Genomic DNA, 19916 nt, shown 5'->3' with positions numbered 1-19916 from the left:
TTTAGATGCCAACAGTAGACTTACTTATCGCCCAACTGCTCTGACATTGTATTACCCGGCGTTGGTGTACGCGGTTCATCAACCGGCGTAGGTGCCTTTGGCGTACTATCATTGTCAGTTGATTTATTTTTGTTCGCATCATCCCAACCTGCTGGCGGACGAACTTCTTTGCGATTCATCAAATCATCAATCTGTGGCGCATCAATGGTTTCATACTTCATCAGCGCATCTTTCATGGAGTGCAATACATCCATGTTTTCTAACAGCAACTTATGTGCACGCTGGTAGTTACGCTCGATAAGTACTTTAACTTCCTGATCGATAATACGCGCAGTTTCATCGGACATATGCTTAGGTTTCGCCATAGAACGGCCAAGGAACACCTCGCCCTCTTCTTCAGCATACAGCAATGGCCCCAGTTTCTCGGAGAAGCCCCACTGTGTCACCATGTTACGCGCAATAGAAGTCGCAACTTTAATATCATTTGATGCACCGGTAGAGACTTTTTCCGGGCCATAAATGATCTCTTCAGCAATACGACCGCCATACAAAGTAGAGATCTGGCTTTCCAGTTTCTGGCGACTAGCACTGATAGCATCACCTTCCGGCAGGAAGAATGTCACACCCAACGCACGACCACGTGGAATAATGGTCACTTTATGTACTGGGTCATGTTCAGGTACCAAACGACCAATGATCGCATGCCCTGCTTCATGGTATGCCGTAGATTCTTTCTGTGCTTCTGTCATTACCATGGAGCGACGTTCCGCACCCATCATAATTTTGTCTTTCGCTTTCTCGAACTCAACCATTGAAACGACGCGCTTGTTACCGCGAGCGGCAAACAGCGCAGCTTCGTTTACCAAGTTAGCCAAGTCGGCACCAGAAAAGCCTGGTGTACCACGAGCGATAACTGAAGCATCAATGTCGATATCTAATGGCACGCGACGCATATGAACTTTCAGAATCTGTTCACGGCCACGGACGTCTGGCAAGCCAACCACAACCTGACGGTCGAAACGACCTGGACGCAGTAACGCCGGGTCAAGAACGTCTGGACGGTTAGTTGCCGCGATCACGATGATGCCTTCATTGCCTTCAAAGCCATCCATCTCAACCAGCATTTGGTTCAGAGTCTGCTCACGTTCGTCATGACCACCACCCAGACCAGCACCACGCTGACGGCCTACTGCATCAATTTCATCGATAAAGATGATACAAGGCGCAGCTTTCTTAGCCTGTTCAAACATGTCACGGACACGGGATGCACCCACACCGACGAACATTTCTACGAAATCAGAACCGGAAATAGTGAAAAATGGCACTTTAGCTTCACCTGCAATGGCTTTCGCCAGCAAGGTTTTACCGGTACCCGGAGGCCCAACCATCAGCACACCTTTCGGAATCTTACCACCCAGTTTCTGGAAACGGCTTGGCTCACGTAGGTATTCAACCAATTCACTGACTTCTTCTTTGGCTTCATCACAACCGGCGACATCAGCAAAAGAGGTTTTTATCTGATCTTCTGTCAGCATGCGAGCTTTGCTCTTGCCAAAGGACATCGCCCCTTTGCCGCCACCGCCCTGCATTTGACGCATGAAGAAGATCCAGACCCCAATCAACAACAGCATTGGGAACCAGGAAATAAAGATAGAGGCCAGCAAGCTCGGTTCTTCCGGTGGCTCGCCAACAACTTTCACATTTTTAGTCAATAAAACATCTAACAGCTTTGGATCGTTGACCGGAATGAAAGTCGTATATTTGCTGTTATCTTTCTTACTGACGTTAATTTCACGTCCATTAATACGTGCTTCACGAACCTGTTCTTGGGTTACATCGGACATGAAAGTAGAGTAATCCACTCTACGGCCATTCGATTCGCTGGGTCCAAAGCTCTGGAATACAGACATCAATACGACTGCAATAACTAACCAGAGAATTAGGTTTTTCGCCATGTCACTCAAGGGATTAACCTCATATTACAACTGTGTTAACAAACAGCGTTAGGGTACTACAGTTTCCGCCCTGTCGCTACAATGTACACTTCACGCGATCGCGCACGAGAAGCGTCTGGCTTACGAATCTTGACTTTCGTAAACAGGGAGCGAATTTCCCGTAGGTATTCATCAAAGCCATCTCCCTGGAACACCTTCACCAGGAAACTTCCACCTGGTGCAAGTACATCACGACACATATCCAAAGCTAATTCAACCAGATACATTGATTTAGGTATATCGACTGCCGGAGTACCACTCATATTCGGGGCCATATCAGACATGACCACCTGAACTTTTTTATCCCCAACACGCTCAAGTAAAGCTTTCAGGACCAGTTCATCACGAAAATCGCCCTGAAGGAAATCGACACCAACGATAGGATCCATTGGTAGAAGATCACATGCGATGATCCGCCCTTTACCACCGATCTGGGTTACAACATATTGGGACCAACCACCAGGTGCCGCACCTAAATCCACTACGGTCATACCCGGTTTAAAAATCTTATCGTTCTGTTGTATTTCATCAAGTTTAAACCAGGCGCGGGAGCGTAGCCCCTTTTTCTGCGCCTGAATGACATATTTATCGCTAAAGTGTTCTTGTAACCAGCGACTGGAGCTAGCCGAACGCTTTTTATTAGACATCTCTTTTTCCAACTATCTTAATTAAGAGCCCGCGCATCTATTGCTTAGCTCGCGTAAACTTCCTAATCGACGTAGACCGATTTGGTGATACACATGAGATGGCGGTAGAATGAACCGTTTTCAATCCCAACTTAAGCAAAAAAGACGATGAATCTGAATAACAAACAAAAACAGCACCTAAAAAGCTTGGCCCATCCGTTAAAACCAGTAGTGATGCTGGGCAATAACGGGTTAACCGAAGGGGTGCTGGCTGAAATCGAACAAACGCTGGAACATCATGAACTTATTAAGGTGAAGATCACTGCTGAAGAGCGTGAAACCAAGGCCCTAATTGCTGATGCCATCGTGCGTGAGACCGGTGCCGTTAACGTCCAAATCATCGGTAATATTTTAGTGCTCTATCGCCCAGCAAAAGAGCGCAAAATTATTTTACCGCGTTAATGACGCTTGTTTTAGAGAAAAGGTGCCATGCACTTTGTTCTGATAAAAGGCCGCAAGCGGCCTTTTACTTTTCTTTACAACTTCATTTCTTATAAAAAATGTGTGCTTACTGTTCAGATGAACAAGTATTACACATAATCTACATGAAGAATTTCATATTCTACTTCGCCGCCTGGAGTACGAATAACAACCACATCATCGACTTCTTTACCAATCAGGCCACGAGCAATAGGTGAGTTAACTGAAATAAGATTTTGTTTAAAATCAGCTTCGTCATCACCCACAATCCGGTATTGCTGCTCTTCTTCGCTATCGACATTTAAAACACGCACAGTAGCACCAAAAATAACACGCCCATTATTTGGCATTTTGGTGATATCAATCACCTGCGCATTAGAAAGCTTAGCTTCTATTTCTTGAATACGACCTTCACAGAACCCTTGTTGCTCACGGGCTGCATGATATTCCGCATTTTCTTTTAAATCGCCATGCTCACGGGCATCAGCAATATCAGAAATAATTTTAGGCCGACGAACGCCCTTTAAATAATCCAGTTCTTCACGCAGTTTATCTGCGCCACGTACCGTCATCGGAATCTGTTTCATCTTTTAAATACCTCTAAATCTATCCTGTTCAAAAAACCGTCATCCTAACGTCTTCGAATGAAAATGCGGTTAGTCTGATGCTCTATCCGCCTCCAGGCGATAAACAAAAAAAATCCCCCCGGAGCCAAAACCCCAAGTCAGGACCAATTTTGCATTTTGATATGCATTTTAACGTAGAGTTCCTTTAGGGTCATCGTTTACTTTCGCCCTCGTTGCACCGTAGTATGGCAACACGTTATTCAGCAGTTATACCGAAATTATGCATTTTTCACGAATTGTCAGTGGATTGGCCTGTGCTATTGCGCTCAATATCAGCATATCTAACGCCAATGCGGCTCAGGTTGAGAATTACACACAATATCTGCCTGATGGGGCAAATCTTGCGTTAGTCGTACAAAAAATCGGGGCCACCACCCCGGCAATAGACTATCACGCCCAGCAAATGGCCTTGCCAGCCAGTACGCAAAAAGTCCTAACGGCACTGGCCGCACTGCTACAACTTGGCCCTGATTTTCGCTTCAATACCACATTAGAAAGCCACGGTACGATCACCGATGGTGTATTGCGTGGCAATTTAATTGCGCGTTTTGATGGTGATCCCACCTTAACACGTCAGCAGTTGCGTAATATGGTAGCGACGCTAAGAAAAGCAGGTATAAAGCAAATAGCAGGCGATTTGATCATTGATACCTCGGTTTTTGCCAGTCATGACAAAGCCCCCGGTTGGCCGTGGAATGACATGACGCAATGCTTTAGTGCACCACCAGCAGCTGCTATTGTCGATCGTAACTGTTTTTCTGTCTCTCTGTATAGCGCCCCCAACCCCGGTGATATGGCATTTATCCGTGTTGCCTCCTATTATCCTGTGCAGATGTTCAGTGAAGTTCGAACATTAGCCAAAGGCTCGCCAGATGCACAATATTGCGAGCTAGACGTCGTTCCTGGTGAATTAAACCGTTTCACTCTTACCGGTTGCCTGACACAACGTAGCGAACCTCTGCCATTAGCCTTTGCTGTACAGAATGGTGCCAGCTATGCCGGGGCTATTTTGAAAGATGAATTGAAGAGAGCGGATATCCAAATTGACGGGAGTTTACGCCGCCAAACCACGCCAAATGCCGCAGGAAACGTGTTAGCGCAAGCACAATCAGTACCGCTACATGACTTGCTGAAAATCATGCTGAAAAAATCTGACAATATGATTGCCGATACCGTATTCAGAACGATTGGCCATCAGCGTTTTGGGGTGCCAGGAACATGGCGAGCAGGCGCTGATGCTGTACGTCAGGTTCTACGTCAAAAAGCGGGCGTGGATCTAGGGAACAGTATTGTCGTGGATGGCTCGGGATTATCGCGCCATAATTTGATTTCCCCGGCAACTATGATGCAGGCATTGCAATATATTGCTCAACATGACCAAGAGCTTAACTTTATCTCAATGCTGCCGTTATCTGGCTATGATGGCACATTACGTTATCGTGGTGGGCTACACGAAGCGGGAGTGGACGGTAAAGTTTCGGCTAAAACCGGCGCACTACAAGGCGTGTATAATCTGGCCGGATTTATTACTACTGCCAGTGGGCAACGTATGGCATTTGTCCAATTCTTGTCGGGCTATGCTGTGCCTCCTGAAGATCAAAAAAATCGTCGGGCACCTCTGGTTCGTTTCGAAAGCCGCCTATATAAAGACATTTATCAGAATAACTGAGAACCATGAAACTACTGATTGTTGAAGATGATGAACTGCTGCAACAAGGGATAGCGATGGCACTGACCAGCGGTGGTTACGCCTGTGATTGTGCCGGTACCGCAGCGCAAGCGCACAGTTTATTGCTTACCAGTCAGTACACCATGATTATTCTCGATCTCGGTTTGCCAGACCAAGATGGCACCACCTTATTACGTCAATGGCGGCGCCAACATATCACGCTACCGGTCCTGATCCTCACCGCCCGTGATGCACTTGAAGACCGGGTTGATGGATTAGATGCCGGCGCTGATGATTATCTGATAAAACCTTTCGCTTTAGCTGAATTGCTGGCTCGAGTCCGAGCACTTATCCGCCGCTATCAAGGGCAGAGTGACAATCTGGTGCAACAAGATGACCTGAGTCTTAACTTATCAACGCAGCAAGTCTGTTTGCAGGATCAACCGCTGGAAGTGACCCCGAAGGAGTTTGCCATTCTCTCGCGGTTAATTATGCGCGCGGGCCAAACCGTCAATCGTGAAATGTTGCAACAGGATCTCTATACCTGGAATGATGATCTCGGTTCCAACACGCTGGAAGTGCATATCCATAACTTACGGCGTAAATTGGGCAAAGATCGTATCCGCACAGTACGCGGTATAGGCTATCGACTGGAAGTTCTATGATGATCAGCATGCGCCGCCGCCTTATTTTAATGCTGGCATTAATACTGCTGGTCACCCAGTTGATCAGTGCATTCTGGCTATGGCATGAAAGCCAAGAACAAATCAGCTTCCTGGTCGATGAAACTCTCAGTGCAAAAGTACGTAATGAGCGAGTAGATACCGAAATAGCGGAGGCTATTGCTTCACTGCTTGCCCCGTCGCTCATCATGATGGCAATCAGCCTACTACTCTCTTTCTGGGCGATCAGCTGGATCATTCGGCCACTGGATCAATTACAGCAGAAATTGGCTGAACGCTCAGCAGATAATCTCACTCCAGTGCTTGTTAACAGCGACATGCAAGAAATTGTCTCTGTCACTTCAACCCTCAATCAGCTGTTATCTCGGCTTGCCAATACCATCCAGCAGGAACGCCTGTTTACTGCCGATGCGGCACATGAGCTACGCACCCCTCTTGCCGGAATTCGGCTGCATCTTGAGTTGATGGAGCAGCAAGGTATTGTTGAAAGTAAGCCGCTCATTAAACGCATTGATTTATTAATACGCACTATTGAGCAATTACTCATGCTATCCAGAGCTGGGCAAAATTTTGCCAGCGGGCTTTATCAAACATTGGACTGGATTGAAAATGTGGTGCGACCATTGCAAGAAGAGTTGGAGGAAATGTGCGCCCTTCGCCAACAAACATTGCAATGGAAACTCCCTCCCGCAGCCCAAACACAGGGCGACGCCACATTGCTACGTCTGATGCTGCGTAATTTGGTCGAAAATGCCCATCGCTATAGCCCGGTTGGCAGCCAAATTTCTGTTAATCTTTTCGCACAAGAGCAAGGGACAGTATTACAAATCATTGATGAAGGGCCGGGAATAAAACCAGAGCAAGCGGGCGAATTGACCCAAGCGTTCCGCCGCATGGATCAGCGTTATGGAGGCAGTGGCTTAGGATTAAATATTGTTATTCGTATTGCCCAATTGCACCAAGGCCGGCTGACACTGGAAAACCGCCTTGACCGCTCCGGGTTAGTGGCACAATGCTGGATACCGACAACCACTCATAGCTAAATATCAGCAGATTAAACAAAAGGGCCACCACGAATGGCAGCCCTTGTTCAAAACTTACTTTATTGATGAATAACCGCAGTGGGACTTAACGTTCGTAGATAAACTCTACGCCGTCATCATCTTCTTCATCCCAATCGTCGTCATCATCTTCTTCAGCTTCTGCTTCCACTTCAGCCAGTTGCTCACGGTGATAATCATCCCACATGAATTCAACTTTTTCTGGCGCGCTTTCAGCAATAGCCATCGCTTTGGGTTGCGAGTTAAGGAAGTTCATGACATCCCAGCAGAGCGCATTCACATTTTCGCGATTCGCCGCCGAGATCATATAATACTTATCTTCCCATCCCAGAGCTTCTACGATGGCTTTAGCACGTGCTTCAGCTTCCTCTGGGTCTACCAGGTCGATCTTGTTGAAAACGAGCCAACGTGGCTTCTCAGCAAGATTCTCACTGTACTGCTGCAACTCATTAATAATGATTTTGGCATTTTCAACCGGATCAGATTCATCAATCGGTGCCAAATCCACTAAATGCAACAAGACGCGGCAACGTTCCAGATGTTTCAGGAAGCGAATACCCAGGCCAGCCCCTTCTGAAGCGCCTTCAATCAGCCCTGGAATATCGGCCACCACAAAGCTCTGCTCGTGATCCATACGTACCACACCCAGACTTGGGATCAGGGTGGTAAATGGATAATCAGCCACTTTTGGTTTCGCCGCAGAAACTGCGCGGATAAAGGTCGACTTGCCAGCATTAGGCAGCCCTAACATACCGACATCAGCTAGCAACAGCAGCTCTAACGTCAGATCACGCGTCTCACCTTCGGTGCCCATGGTTTTCTGACGTGGCGCACGGTTTACTGAAGATTTGAAACGGGTATTACCTAAACCGTGGAAACCCCCTTTCGCAACCATCAGGCGCTGACCATGACGGGTCATATCACCCAAAATCTCGCCAGTGCCTTGGTCCAGTACACGAGTACCGACAGGAACTTTAATAGTGATATCTTGACCACGTCTCCCGGTACAGTCGCGGCTCTGGCCATTCTGCCCACGCTCAGCGCGGAAAGATTTCACAAAACGATAGTCAATCAAGGTGTTGAGGTTTTCATCAGCCAGCAGATAAATATCGCCGCCATCACCACCATCACCACCGTCAGGGCCACCATTAGGAATATACTTTTCGCGACGGAAACTGACACAACCGTTGCCACCGTCACCGGCTACAACCAGAATCGTAGCTTCATCTACAAACTTCATTTACTTTCTCCGTAACTCATTCACCGGGCTGCTATTTTTGCGGAGCAACCCGATTTATTTCTGTCCGACGTGGCCACCAACGGTGTCCAATTGCGGAAAACATTGCACCTGCCACTACCACGAATGCGCCGACGTATCCCACAAAATTGAGGGAGGGTGCGGCGAACATATCTGGCAAGATCTGCGCCAATAAAATTGAAAAAAACAAGGTAAACAGCGGCGTCAATGTGACGAGAGCGCTTACCTGCGCTGCCTGCCAGCGCGCCATGGCTTCAGCCAAAGCACCGTAACCCACCAGAGTGTTAACCCCGCAGAACAGTAAACAGGCAAGTTGCCACCCATTTAGCTGCAAAATAACGGCTGGCTTCGCGAATGGGAACAGTGCTATTGCACATAAAGTGTACAACAATAATAAGATTTGTTGCGATGCCATACGTCTTAATAGCACCTTCTGGGCAACACCATAACTGACCCAGACAACCGCCGCACAGATGCCTAATACCACACCAAGAGTGTAATCCGTCAACCGAGTAAAGATTTCATGCAAACTGGTGTTAAAAAATAACAGCAGGCCGCAAATCAACATACCCGCGCCAATAACTTGGGTGATGCGCATCCGCTCCTTTAAAATCAGGACACTGGCAACCATCATCCCAACCGGTGAAAGCTGCCCGATAACCTGAGATGTCGTCGGACTAAGATATTGTAATGATGAGCTGAAGAAGATGAAATTCCCCAGCAAGCCACAGGTCGCAATGATCAGTAATACCAACCAGCGACGTTGGCGAAAAAGTTTAAGAGAGGGCAACTGACGACGCGAAGCCAGAATAATCCCCAAGCCGATAGCTGCCATCATAAAGCGATACCAAACAATGGTATAAGGCTCCATAACGTCGAGCACTTGCTTCATTGCAATCGGCAAGGCACCCCAGAATACGGCAGTGGTTAGTGCCAAAAAAATACCTAAACCAGCCTGCTGCTTCGTATCCATTTTTTACCAGGGGGGTTAACCCAGAAATGTAAAAAGCCCCGCAACGAAATTGCAGGGCTTACATCTATTTACAGGACGCGAAAAACTTATTCAGCTTCGATGCTGATAAATTTACGGTTTTTCGGGCCTTTAACTTCGAACTTGACTTTACCGTCAGCCAAAGCAAACAGAGTATGGTCTTTGCCGCAACCTACGTTGATGCCTGCATGGAACTTAGTGCCACGCTGACGAACGATGATGCTGCCTGCCAGTACTGCTTCGCCGCCAAAACGTTTTACGCCAAGACGTTTACTTTCGGAGTCACGACCGTTACGAGTCGAGCCACCAGCCTTTTTATGTGCCATTTATCCGCTCTCCTAAATCTTAAGCGCTGATGCCGGTGATTTTAACATCAGTGAACCACTGACGATGACCTTGCTGCTTACGGTAATGCTTACGACGACGGAATTTAACAATCTTAATCTTCTCGCCACGACCGTGAGCAACTACTTCAGCCTTGATCTTGCCACCATCGACTAAAGGAGCGCCGATATTGATTTCTTCACCGTTAGCAATCATCAGAACTTGGTCAAACTCAACAGTTTCACCAGTTGCGATGTCCAGCTTTTCCAGGCGAATGGTTTGACCTTCGCTTACTCGGTGTTGTTTACCACCACTTTGGAAAACCGCGTACATATAAAACTCCGCTTTCCGTGCACTCCACTTTTGTAGTCCAGAGCGCACTATAAATATTCACAATAGGGCGCGAATTCTACGCAAAAATGTTGTGAATGACAAGTATATAATCAGCTCAAGAGAAGAAAAAAAGCACAGTTTCTTACATCTCGTTTATTTGATAGATTTTTCAAGTACAATCATAGTCTCAGGGAACGTCATGTAATAATGTGGGCGGTAATCTCATCGCAGTTAAAGAGAAAAACAGCTGAATATAACAATGAACCTAGAAAAGATTATCGAGTTAACCGCGCCAGATATGGCGGCAGTAAACACAACAATTCTCGACCAGTTGAACTCGGATGTTGTCCTTATCAATCAGTTGGGCCATTACATTATCAGTGGCGGTGGAAAACGAATCCGTCCAATGATTGCTGTTTTGGTCGCCCGTGCACTGAATTATCAAGGCAATAAACATATCACGGTCGCAGCATTGATTGAATTTATCCATACGGCGACTCTGCTGCACGATGATGTGGTCGATGAATCAGATATGCGCCGTGGTAAAGCCACTGCTAATGCTGCATTTGGCAATGCTGCCAGTGTACTGGTGGGCGATTACATCTATACACGCTCATTCCAAATGATGACCAGCCTTGAATCACTGCGTGTCCTTACGTTGATGGCGGCAGCAACTAACGTTATTGCTGAAGGTGAAGTTTTGCAGCTCATGAACTGCAACAATCCTGACATCACTGAAGAAAACTATATGCAGGTCATCTATAGCAAAACGGCGCGCCTATTCGAGGCAGCATCGCAATCTGCTGCCGTGCTGGCAGATGCCAGTGAAGAGCAGGAGCTGGCATTACAGAACTATGGTCGTTATCTGGGTACCGCTTTTCAGCTTATTGATGACTTGCTGGATTACAGCTCTGATGGCACCACTTTGGGTAAAAATACCGGTGATGACCTCAACGAAGGCAAACCGACGCTGCCGTTACTGCATGCCATGCATAATGGCACACCAGAGCAAACCGCGATGATTCGACAAGCAATTGAACAGGGTAATGGCCGTCATTTACTTGAACCTGTATTGCTGGCAATGCAACAGTGCGGCTCTTTGGACTATACCCGCCAGCGTGCTGAGGAAGAAGCGGACAAAGCCATTGCTTCATTACAGATTTTACCTGATAGCGATTATCGTCAAGCCCTAGAGGGATTAGCGCATATTGCAGTACAACGCTCATTTTAAGAAAACATTAGGAAACTCTGGCATAAGTGCCCGAGTTTTCCTTTTGGTTAACAAATCCAACACCATCCAGCGCCAACCCATTAATATTTCAACCTTTTTGTAGATTATATCGACTTTAGTTTATGAAAGGTGAGAGCTGATTATTGCTCCCACTGGATCGCACTAATCAGTCTTAAGTCGCTCTATAAGGCTTTTAGCACCCTCGCGAAAAATAAACGTAATGACCTGCTCCCTTTCTGCCTCGGTAAAACGATAATACGCTTCAACCCATAGGGACAGTGGGTCTTGTCGCGTCGGTGTATACTTGGCGGGATCTTCTCTTAACTGTAATGAATTCAATATGGTGGTTGGTAAACTCTCAATATGATACTCAACCGCCTTTCCCTGAACGCCACGGCGACGACGCTGTTCCCAGCCCTCACGTTTAGCCATGAGGTTTACTCCTTGTGGTGATGACGGTAACCCATCAAGACCTGCCAATTCCTTAGCGGCAAACCACTCTTTTTTCATGGTGTTGCTTCCTAATATGCGTTGTGACACAAAAAAGGAATATTTAGAAAACATTTAAAATTTTTCAGAAAATAAATGTTACTATGCTTCTAAATGATTACTTTATGTTCACAGTACGATTAACAATGTACCGTTATTTATATCACTAACACGTCAGCTGCTTAGAAAAAAAAAGGATTAAAGATGATTTTAAGGAAATCGGATTGGCATCCAGCCGACATCATTGCTGCGCTACGTAAGAAAGACACTACACTGGCGGCCCTCTCTCGAAAAGCGGGCCTAAGTTCATCCACATTGGCCAATGCGTTGACACGTCCTTGGCCTAAAGGGGAATGGCTGATTGCCGAGTGCCTGGACATTCACCCTTCTGAAATCTGGCCAACACGCTATTTTGATGCGAAAACAGGGGCTCTTCTTGACCGAAAAGTAAGGATACGTCAGGTCAATGTACCGGCATAAAAAAACCGCCGATAAATAACGTCGGCGGTTGATGAGGCCATTTTCAGAGGTCACTTTCGCCTTCTGTAATGGTCATACTCTTTATTATAACTTTCTATGCCCAAGTCATTAGCGCTATGGCAAGACACCTGAATCATTAACCTTAGTCAGTGATTCAGGTGAACAAAAAGCCACTGCGACATCAAACAACTTAGAGATATATGTTATTTGACGAACTCTTCGCCCAATTTGATATCGTTATGTAATACATCAAGCATGCTGTCCAGTGCCTGTTGTTCAAAAGCACTCAGTTTGCCAATGTCTTTACGTTCAGCCACACCGTTTTTGCCCAACAGAATTGGTTGAGCAAAGAAGCGGGCATACTTGCCATCGCCTTCAACGTAAGAGCACTCAACAACATTGCTTTCGCCTTGCAGAGCACGAACCAAAGAAAGACCAAAACGTGCCGCAGCCTGCCCCATAGACAGAGTCGCAGATCCGCCACCGGCTTTTGCTTCAACAACTTCAGTACCCGCATTCTGGATACGTTTAGTTAAATCGGCCACTTCTTGCTCTGTGAAGCTGATACCTGGGATTTGTGACAACAATGGCAAGATAGTCACGCCAGAGTGACCACCAATAACCGGCACTTCGATATCCTGAGGTTGCTTCCCTTTCAGTTCAGCAACGAAAGTGTTAGAGCGAATGGTATCCAGTGTGGTGATACCAAATAATTTATTCTTATCGTAAACACCGGCTTTTTTCAGTACTTCTGCAGCGATAGCTACCGTGGTATTGACCGGGTTAGTGATGATACCGATTAGCGCTTTCGGGCAAGTACGCGCGATTTGCTCAACCAGATTACGGACAATACCCGCATTCACATTGAACAGGTCTGAACGATCCATGCCTGGCTTACGAGCAACACCAGCAGAAATCAGAACAATATCTGCCCCTTGCAGTGCTGGAGTAGCATCTTCGCCGCTGAAACCTTTAATATTAACCGCTGTAGGGATATGGCTCAGGTCAACCGCGACACCGGGAGTCACTGGCGCGATATCATATAATGAGAGGTCTGAACCTGAAGGAAGCTGGGTCTTGAGTAGAAGAGCGAGGGCCTGGCCGATACCACCAGCGGCACCGAGAACTGCAACTTTCATCCTATACTCCTTATTATATTTAATTTAAATTTGCCGTGAATTCATCTATTTACGCACCTTAATTTATTGCGATTTTAAACACAATCTATTAACAGTCAGATTGAGATATCACGCATCAAAAAGGCGCATAATGATCCTGTATTTTAGAGTAAATCGCTTATTCATTAATGATATAGCGCACATTATTCTAAAATTTACTGAAGTATTCATGACAGGTTAATCGGCGGTTACATTACACCCTTCTGTTACATCAGAACAACATCATTTTAATAACATTTTGGTTACCAATACCGAATACTAATAAAAGGCTGATTTAGCATAATCGTAACAGTAAGATGATGTTAAAATTCCAATACACCTTGATATCAGTGCTTTTATCGCCAATACTTCATAGTCATGTTGAATAAAAATTCATTTAAATGCATAATAATCCCATTTACTATTGACTGCTCAGGGCATAAAAAATGCGTAACCCCGCAAAACAAGAAGATCTTATCAAGGCGTTTAAAGCGTTATTGAAAGAAGAGAAATTCAGTTCTCAAGGTGAGATCGTTTTGGCCTTGCAGGAAGAAGGCTTTGAAAATATCAACCAATCCAAAGTTTCGCGCATGTTGACTAAATTTGGAGCGGTCAGAACGCGTAATGCAAAAATGGAGATGGTTTATTGCTTACCTGCTGAACTGGGTGTGCCAACCACCAGCAGCCCGCTGAAGAATCTGGTCTTAGATGTTGATTATAATGATTCAGTGGTGGTCATTAATACCAGCCCAGGTGCAGCGCAGCTTATCGCTCGCCTGCTAGATTCATTGGGTAAAGCAGAAGGCATTCTTGGTAGCATTGCCGGTGACGATACTATCTTCACCACTCCCGCCAGAGGTTTTACCGTTAAACAGTTGCATGAGGCTATCCTCGGGCTATTTGAGCAAGAACTTTAATCTCGCGCCTGACTATCTGATTTCAAGATGCGGCTATATCTATATATGATGATATGCCGCATTTGCTCCCTAAACCCCACAGAGATACCCCACCTTTCGAATAAAATAGAGAATATCACTGCTTTTCTTTTTTAAACCCACCCGATAGCACTGCCTTTTCCCTGTAGATGGTCAAAACTACCATTCTATTTCGCACTTTTGGTTAAAAATAAACATCTCTTTGAAATCATTACACTTTCACTAAATTATGCTGTTTTTTAACCACTTTTTATTCCTTTTCGTTCTTAAAAAATAGTAACTAACGATAAAGTGACGTTAAATATTATTAGTGAGCTATTAATATTCTCAGTTACTAGATGTATACTCATTTTCGTGACGCAAATCACACTTCCTGTGAAGTGATAAAAGAATAAATAGAGGCCATAACATGAACGTTAAAACTACTATCGCAACCATTAGTATTCTATCTGCACTGTCATTTGGCGTTTTTGCAGCGGATTCCATCAATGATAATCAAGCCGCTAACTTGAAACCCATGGGCACGATTACGGTTAGTGGTATCAACGGCGCACCATCTGATATTCGTCAGGCTCTGTCTGATAAAGCCGATGCTATGGGTGCAAAAGCGTATAAAGTTATCGAAGCACGCGCAGATAATAACTGGCACGCCACCGCCGAGATTTACCAGTAAGTCTTTGCTCGCCACTATTGGCAATAGATGTGTAAGACAACATCGAAATTCGAATTAAATAACCAGTAAAAACAACAAACTGAAAGTATCAAAATCCATGATAAGCACTTTTGGGTTGTTGTGAACTATTGAGGAAAAATCATGAAAATCAAAACGACTCTGACGGCTCTTAGCCTACTTTCTGTTGTTGCTTTCGGTGCTCAAGCCGCGGAATCAATTAATGCTGCTCAAGCCAGCAAAATGACTGATTTAGGTGCTATCAGTGTTAGCGGCATTACTGGTGCCCCTTCTGATATTGAACAGGCAATCGCAGATAAAGCAGACAGTAAAGGCGCTACCGCTTACAAAATCATTGGTATAAATGATAATAATGGCTGGCATGCCACTGCGAAGATTTACAAATAAAGCTAAGTAATAAGCATGAAAGTAAATGCCCCATTCAGAGGGGCATACTTTCGCACACGATGGTTTATCCAATCGGTTGAAACATTCATTTTCAGCATATTGAATAGAGTATTGATTGAAACAAGGTCTTGATGGAGCCCTTTGGGGAACGTCAGCACCACGACAGCATAATCCCTCGTCGTCTATCCGACGAACCCTTTTACCCCCGCTCTGCGGGGGCTTTTTTTATCCGGTTTAATCCTGAGGTTGAGCGTCTTGCTCCGCTTTTTTACTTAAAGCAGCCAATAGCTTATCGTGAATCCCACCAAAACCACCGTTACTCATAACCAGAATATGATCACCGGGTTGAGCGGTCTTCACGATCATCTCAACCAACGTATCAATATCAGCACTCCAATGCGCGGGCTGAATACAAGCTTCTGCGACTTCCACAACTTGCCAAGGAATGTGTTGCGGCTGGAACAAAAATACTTCATCTGCACGACCTAATGACGGTGCCAGCTCATTTTTACAGAGCCCCAGTTTCATCGTGTTAGAGCGAGGCTCCAGTACTGCCAGGATTCGTGCAGTCCCACCCACTTTGCTGCGCAGTGCCGCCAGCGTGGCAAGGATGGCGGTTGGATGATGAGCAAAATCATCATAAACAGTCACCCCATGCGCTTCACCGCGAAGTTCTAGACGGCGGCGGGCGTTAATAAATTCACCCAAAACCCGACAAGCATCAGCTGGCAAAACCCCCACATGGCGGGCAGCAGCAATGGCCATCAAGCCATTATGCATATTATGCTCGCCCACCAGTGACCAACTGACCTCGCCTACCAATTCATTATCGAGAAGCACTTCATAGACACTGGCATCAGTCGATACTTTACGAGCAAACCAACTGCCGGTTTCACCGACCAGCTCTTGTTCACTCCAGCACCCCATCGCCATGACTTGCTTGAGATGATTGTCATTATCCGGAACAATGATTTTGCCTTGACCTGGGACAATACGGACCAGATGGTGGAATTGCTTCTGGATCGCCTTCAGATCATCAAAGATATCAGCATGATCAAACTCAAGATTATTCATGATCAAGGTTCTTGGGCTGTAATGAACAAATTTGGAGCGCTTATCAAAGAAGGCGCAATCATATTCATCAGCTTCAATCACAAAGAATGGGCTATTGCCCAACCGGGCTGAAACATCAAAATTTCCCGGCACACCACCAATCACAAAACCGGGTTCATAACCGCAAGCTTCCAGAATCCAGGCTACCATCCCGGCAGTGGTGGTTTTACCGTGGGTACCGGCGACAGCTAATACCCAACGCTCTGGCAACACATGGTCATGTAGCCATTGTGGGCCGGAGACATAAGGGATGCCCTGTTCTAGCACTGCTTCAACACAAGGATTACCACGGGTCATGGCATTGCCGATGATGACTAAATCTGGCGCCGGATTCAGTTGTGCGGGATCATAGCCTTGGATCAAGTCGATCCCTTGATTCTCCAACAGTGTGCTCATCGGTGGATACACGTTAGCATCCGATCCCGTCACTTCATGCCCTAATGAACGGGCGAGCATTGCCAGACCGCCCATAAAAGTGCCGCAGATACCTAATATGTGAATGCGCATAAATTTTCCGTATTAATAAGCTTCGAATTTGTAGCCATTCTACCGCTCAGAATCAAAGAGAAGAAATGGAATTGCCTATGAATCATTCTCACCTTTGGGCTACACTGCTGCCATTGGGTGAGTTGTTCGTTAATAAATCGATATTTAACCGTAGATTCAGGGATTGTGTCATGAAAACGTTAGGCGAATTCATCGTTGAGAAACAGCTAGACTTCTCTCACGCCACCGGCGAATTAACTGCATTACTTTCAGCAATCAAACTCGGCGCAAAAATCATTCATCGCGATATCAATAAAGCCGGTCTGGTTGATATTTTAGGTGCTAGCGGTGTTTCTAATATTCAGGGCGAAGACCAGATGAAACTGGATCTGTTTGCCAATGAAAAATTGAAAGCCGCCCTTAAAGCCCGTGGCGAAGTGGCTGGTATTGCCTCCGAAGAAGAAGATGACATTGTTATCTTTGATGGCGGGCGAGCAGAAAATGCCAAATATGTGGTTCTGATGGACCCACTGGATGGTTCTTCAAATATTGACGTGAATGTGTCCGTCGGTACCATTTTCTCCATTTATCGTCGTATTACTCCATTTGGCACTCCAATTACCGAAGCCGACTTCCTACAACCGGGCACCAAGCAAGTTGCGGCAGGTTATGTGGTTTACGGCTCTTCAACCATGCTGGTATATACCACGGGTTATGGCGTCCATGCTTTCACTTACGATCCTTCACTGGGTGTCTTCTGTTTATCCCATGAAAAAGTTCGTTATCCCGCAACCGGTTGCATGTACTCCATCAACGAAGGGAACTACATTAAATTCCCGCTGGGTGTGAAGAAATACATCAAGTATTGCCAAGAACAGGATGAAGCGACCAAGCGCCCATACACCTCGCGCTACATTGGTTCACTGGTCGCCGACTTCCATCGCAACCTATTGAAAGGCGGAATTTATATTTATCCAAGCACCGCGAGCCATCCACAAGGGAAACTGCGTTTATTGTATGAATGCAACCCGATGGCATTCCTGGCAGAGCAAGCCGGTGGTAAAGCGACTGATGGGGTTAACCGCATTCTGGATATCGTGCCGGAGAAACTGCATCAGCGTGCACCTTTCTTCGTGGGGACGAAATCCATGGTTGAAGATGCAGAAGGCTTTATTGCTAAATTCCCGGATGAAGAAGCGAAGTAGCTGTTGGTAATGAGGTAAAAAAGCCACCGATTAGTCGCGGGATATTTACGGCAAAGATCAAAAAAACAGCGGCCACTAAGCCGCTGTTTTTTTATGCTATAACCGTCAGTTCATCATCCTGCAATTTAAATACCGCCATGCTGGGCAACCTGATCCGTTTGAGCAATAACCACATTCACTTGCTCAATTCCGCTACTTTGTTCATAAATTGCAGCAGAAATCTCACGCATCAATACCGTCATGCGGCTGACTTCACTGTTAATGCTATGAGTTAAATCACCATCAGCTATATATTCAAGCTGATGAATTGATTGATCCAAGGGCTGCAAAATAATGTACTTAAGCGCGAACTCTCTTGATTGAATTTATTCCAATAACACTGATAATTAAGAGAATCAAAGACATAAGGCTTAGTTGGGCAATAAGCCCATTCTTAATGGTAATCTTTTTTAACATCGTTTTTTTTCCGGTTATGTGCAAATGGTTAAAATTACAAAGCGTTAGCATTACAGCGGACTGTCTTATTGTTTGATTTAGTGATCGGCTGTAACAATATCGTCTTGAACTGTCGCCGGAAAAACAGCTTAAAATAGATACATTTAGATAATGACAGTATTTTATCTCAATGGAATAGCCTTGATTCAGGCAATCCCACCACCATTAAGCAGTGAAAAGGACAGGAATTCACATAAGACTTGGCTATAATAGCCGGCACTCCATTTCTGGTTTGATAAAAGGAAACCGACATGAGCTTGAACCAAGTACCCGCAGGTAAAGACCTGCCAGAAGATATTTATGTTGTGATCGAAATCCCTGCTAACGCCGATCCAATCAAATATGAAATCGACAAAGAAACCGGTTCTCTGTTTGTTGACCGTTTCATGTCTACCGCTATGTTTTATCCATGCAACTACGGCTACATCAATAACACCTTGTCATTAGATGGCGACCCAGTTGATGTATTGGTGCCAACGCCGTATCCGTTACAGCCAGGTTCAGTTATTCGTTGCCGCCCAGTTGGCGTGCTGAAAATGACCGATGAAGCGGGTGAAGATGCCAAGTTGGTAGCGGTTCCACACAGCAAACTGACCAAAGAATATGATCACGTTAAAGACGTGCAAGACCTGCCAGAGCTGCTGAAAGCACAGATCAAACACTTCTTTGAACATTACAAAGATCTGGAAACTGGCAAGTGGGTGAAAGTTGACGGTTGGGAAGATGCCGCAGCCGCTAAAGCCGAGATTCTGTCCTCTTTCGAACGTGCGAAGAAATAATTCTTTGTCGCGGACGTCATAAAAAACACCGCCCTTGAGCGGTGTTTTTTTTATGGCTATGTAACTTTACGGCTTATTATTTTCTTCATGGCGCTTTAACCAATCGCCACTGTAAATACGTGGTAGCCCTTCAATCGATAGACGATAAAGGTATATCCACGCACTGCCATAAGGCGTCTGGATCAACTCACGCCGATAATCTTTAGTATTACTTTTTAGCTCATCTAACTCATTCATAATAGACGAGTTAATACGATAAACTTCACAATGCACGGTGCCATCCCCGGGCACAACTGCCGGATAATGACCTAAATCGTACATATCAAAACCTTCCAGGTCATGTTCACCCAATAACTGGGCGTCCGTCATCCAATGACTATTACCTTGCTTGCGTCGTAAACTACCGTAGACAATAATTCGCAT

The 19916-nt window shown here is 45.6% G+C and carries 23 protein-coding genes; 11 read left to right on the top strand and 12 right to left on the bottom strand.

Annotated features, from left to right (window positions below; all coding sequences use genetic code 11):
* Nucleotides 1-20: 20 nt before the first annotated feature.
* Together ftsH and rlmE are read right to left on the bottom strand one after the other, a co-directional pair.
* Nucleotides 21-1955, bottom strand: a complete 1935-nt coding sequence (gene ftsH / locus DJ58_RS06720) for an ATP-dependent zinc metalloprotease FtsH (protein WP_032910435.1) — start codon at nucleotides 1953-1955, stop codon at nucleotides 21-23.
* Between the two features lie 56 nt (nucleotides 1956-2011).
* A complete protein-coding gene (gene rlmE, locus DJ58_RS06725; RefSeq protein WP_032910433.1) occupies nucleotides 2012-2641 on the bottom strand; it encodes a 23S rRNA (uridine(2552)-2'-O)-methyltransferase RlmE in 630 nt (209 codons plus the stop codon).
* 147 nt (nucleotides 2642-2788) lie between these two features.
* On the opposite strand from rlmE, the gene yhbY reads away from it, so the two are divergent.
* On the top strand, nucleotides 2789-3082 hold the full coding sequence (gene yhbY, locus DJ58_RS06730) for a ribosome assembly RNA-binding protein YhbY (RefSeq protein ID WP_004389225.1): 294 nt from the start codon (nucleotides 2789-2791) through the stop codon (nucleotides 3080-3082).
* Between the two features lie 128 nt (nucleotides 3083-3210).
* On the opposite strand, the gene greA is transcribed toward yhbY, so the two are convergent.
* Nucleotides 3211-3687, bottom strand: coding sequence for a transcription elongation factor GreA (gene greA / locus DJ58_RS06735; RefSeq protein ID WP_004707053.1), 477 nt, complete (start codon nucleotides 3685-3687; stop codon nucleotides 3211-3213).
* A 259-nt stretch (nucleotides 3688-3946) separates the two neighbouring features.
* Here greA and dacB point away from each other — a divergent pair, with 259 nt between their 5' ends.
* The 3 genes from dacB to pmrB are packed head-to-tail and all read left to right on the top strand — an operon-like array spanning nucleotide 3947 to nucleotide 7121.
* Nucleotides 3947-5395, top strand: a complete 1449-nt coding sequence (gene dacB / locus DJ58_RS06740) for a serine-type D-Ala-D-Ala carboxypeptidase (protein WP_004707052.1) — start codon at nucleotides 3947-3949, stop codon at nucleotides 5393-5395.
* Nucleotides 5396-5400: 5 nt separating this feature from the next.
* Nucleotides 5401-6060, top strand: a complete 660-nt coding sequence (gene pmrA, locus DJ58_RS06745) for a two-component system response regulator PmrA (RefSeq protein ID WP_032910431.1) — start codon at nucleotides 5401-5403, stop codon at nucleotides 6058-6060.
* Entirely contained in the window at nucleotides 6060-7121 is a 1062-nt protein-coding gene (pmrB, locus tag DJ58_RS06750; RefSeq protein WP_004707051.1) for a two-component system sensor histidine kinase PmrB, read from the top strand. Before pmrA ends, pmrB begins: the two co-directional genes overlap by 1 nt.
* Before the next feature lie 85 nt (nucleotides 7122-7206).
* Here the strand turns inward: pmrB and cgtA are convergent, their stop codons facing one another.
* The 4 genes from cgtA to rplU all read right to left on the bottom strand — a co-directional run bounded on the left by cgtA (nucleotide 7207) and on the right by rplU (nucleotide 10045).
* A complete protein-coding gene (cgtA, locus tag DJ58_RS06755; RefSeq protein WP_004707050.1) occupies nucleotides 7207-8379 on the bottom strand; it encodes an Obg family GTPase CgtA in 1173 nt (390 codons plus the stop codon).
* Between the two features lie 31 nt (nucleotides 8380-8410).
* Complete coding sequence (locus DJ58_RS06760; RefSeq protein ID WP_032913263.1) at nucleotides 8411-9370, bottom strand: DMT family transporter; 960 nt, start codon at nucleotides 9368-9370, stop codon at nucleotides 8411-8413.
* A gap of 86 nt (nucleotides 9371-9456) precedes the next feature.
* Nucleotides 9457-9714, bottom strand: a complete 258-nt coding sequence (gene rpmA, locus DJ58_RS06765) for a 50S ribosomal protein L27 (protein WP_002210179.1) — start codon at nucleotides 9712-9714, stop codon at nucleotides 9457-9459.
* A gap of 19 nt (nucleotides 9715-9733) precedes the next feature.
* Complete coding sequence (rplU, locus tag DJ58_RS06770; RefSeq protein WP_004707048.1) at nucleotides 9734-10045, bottom strand: 50S ribosomal protein L21; 312 nt, start codon at nucleotides 10043-10045, stop codon at nucleotides 9734-9736.
* A 259-nt stretch (nucleotides 10046-10304) separates the two neighbouring features.
* On the opposite strand from rplU, the gene ispB reads away from it, so the two are divergent.
* Complete coding sequence (gene ispB / locus DJ58_RS06775) at nucleotides 10305-11276, top strand: octaprenyl diphosphate synthase (RefSeq protein WP_004707047.1); 972 nt, start codon at nucleotides 10305-10307, stop codon at nucleotides 11274-11276.
* 162 nt (nucleotides 11277-11438) lie between these two features.
* On the opposite strand, the gene DJ58_RS06780 is transcribed toward ispB, so the two are convergent.
* Nucleotides 11439-11786 carry a DNA-binding protein gene (locus DJ58_RS06780; protein WP_004707046.1) on the bottom strand — a complete coding sequence of 116 codons (348 nt, stop codon included), beginning with the start codon at nucleotides 11784-11786 and terminating at the stop codon, nucleotides 11439-11441.
* A 183-nt stretch (nucleotides 11787-11969) separates the two neighbouring features.
* Here DJ58_RS06780 and DJ58_RS06785 point away from each other — a divergent pair, with 183 nt between their 5' ends.
* Nucleotides 11970-12245, top strand: coding sequence for a helix-turn-helix domain-containing protein (locus tag DJ58_RS06785; protein ID WP_004707045.1), 276 nt, complete (start codon nucleotides 11970-11972; stop codon nucleotides 12243-12245).
* A gap of 203 nt (nucleotides 12246-12448) precedes the next feature.
* On the opposite strand, the gene mdh is transcribed toward DJ58_RS06785, so the two are convergent.
* Nucleotides 12449-13384 (bottom strand): malate dehydrogenase, encoded by a 936-nt coding sequence (gene mdh, locus DJ58_RS06790; protein ID WP_004707044.1) that lies wholly within the window; start codon nucleotides 13382-13384, stop codon nucleotides 12449-12451.
* A gap of 464 nt (nucleotides 13385-13848) precedes the next feature.
* Between mdh and argR the strand changes: the two genes are divergently transcribed.
* The 3 genes from argR to DJ58_RS06805 all read left to right on the top strand — a co-directional run bounded on the left by argR (nucleotide 13849) and on the right by DJ58_RS06805 (nucleotide 15415).
* On the top strand, nucleotides 13849-14319 hold the full coding sequence (argR, locus tag DJ58_RS06795) for a transcriptional regulator ArgR (protein ID WP_004707043.1): 471 nt from the start codon (nucleotides 13849-13851) through the stop codon (nucleotides 14317-14319).
* A 427-nt stretch (nucleotides 14320-14746) separates the two neighbouring features.
* Nucleotides 14747-15010: a peroxide/acid stress response protein YhcN gene (gene yhcN, locus DJ58_RS06800; RefSeq protein WP_004707042.1), complete on the top strand. Its 264-nt coding sequence runs from the start codon at nucleotides 14747-14749 to the stop codon at nucleotides 15008-15010.
* Between the two features lie 141 nt (nucleotides 15011-15151).
* Nucleotides 15152-15415 (top strand): YdgH/BhsA/McbA-like domain containing protein, encoded by a 264-nt coding sequence (locus tag DJ58_RS06805; RefSeq protein ID WP_004707041.1) that lies wholly within the window; start codon nucleotides 15152-15154, stop codon nucleotides 15413-15415.
* 234 nt (nucleotides 15416-15649) lie between these two features.
* Here the strand turns inward: DJ58_RS06805 and mpl are convergent, their stop codons facing one another.
* A complete protein-coding gene (mpl, locus tag DJ58_RS06810) occupies nucleotides 15650-17035 on the bottom strand; it encodes a UDP-N-acetylmuramate:L-alanyl-gamma-D-glutamyl-meso-diaminopimelate ligase (RefSeq protein WP_004707040.1) in 1386 nt (461 codons plus the stop codon).
* Between the two features lie 170 nt (nucleotides 17036-17205).
* Between mpl and fbp the strand changes: the two genes are divergently transcribed.
* Nucleotides 17206-18219 (top strand): class 1 fructose-bisphosphatase, encoded by a 1014-nt coding sequence (fbp, locus tag DJ58_RS06815; protein ID WP_004707039.1) that lies wholly within the window; start codon nucleotides 17206-17208, stop codon nucleotides 18217-18219.
* A 125-nt stretch (nucleotides 18220-18344) separates the two neighbouring features.
* Here fbp and DJ58_RS24045 read toward each other — a convergent pair whose 3' ends face one another.
* Nucleotides 18345-18539: a hypothetical protein gene (locus DJ58_RS24045; RefSeq protein ID WP_004707038.1), complete on the bottom strand. Its 195-nt coding sequence runs from the start codon at nucleotides 18537-18539 to the stop codon at nucleotides 18345-18347.
* 426 nt (nucleotides 18540-18965) lie between these two features.
* On the opposite strand from DJ58_RS24045, the gene ppa reads away from it, so the two are divergent.
* The gene (gene ppa / locus DJ58_RS06820; protein ID WP_002210169.1) at nucleotides 18966-19493 is read left to right on the top strand and encodes an inorganic diphosphatase; all 528 of its coding nucleotides are present in this window, start codon (nucleotides 18966-18968) and stop codon (nucleotides 19491-19493) included.
* A 66-nt stretch (nucleotides 19494-19559) separates the two neighbouring features.
* On the opposite strand, the gene DJ58_RS06825 is transcribed toward ppa, so the two are convergent.
* Nucleotides 19560-19916, bottom strand: a complete 357-nt coding sequence (locus DJ58_RS06825) for a gamma-glutamylcyclotransferase family protein (protein WP_004707037.1) — start codon at nucleotides 19914-19916, stop codon at nucleotides 19560-19562.

The sequence above is a fragment of the Yersinia frederiksenii ATCC 33641 genome, assembly GCF_000754805.1.
Taxonomy (GTDB): Bacteria; Pseudomonadota; Gammaproteobacteria; order Enterobacterales; family Enterobacteriaceae; genus Yersinia; species Yersinia frederiksenii.
The sequence above is the reverse complement of the archived record's forward strand: the minus strand, read 5'-3'. Positions and strand labels throughout refer to the sequence as shown.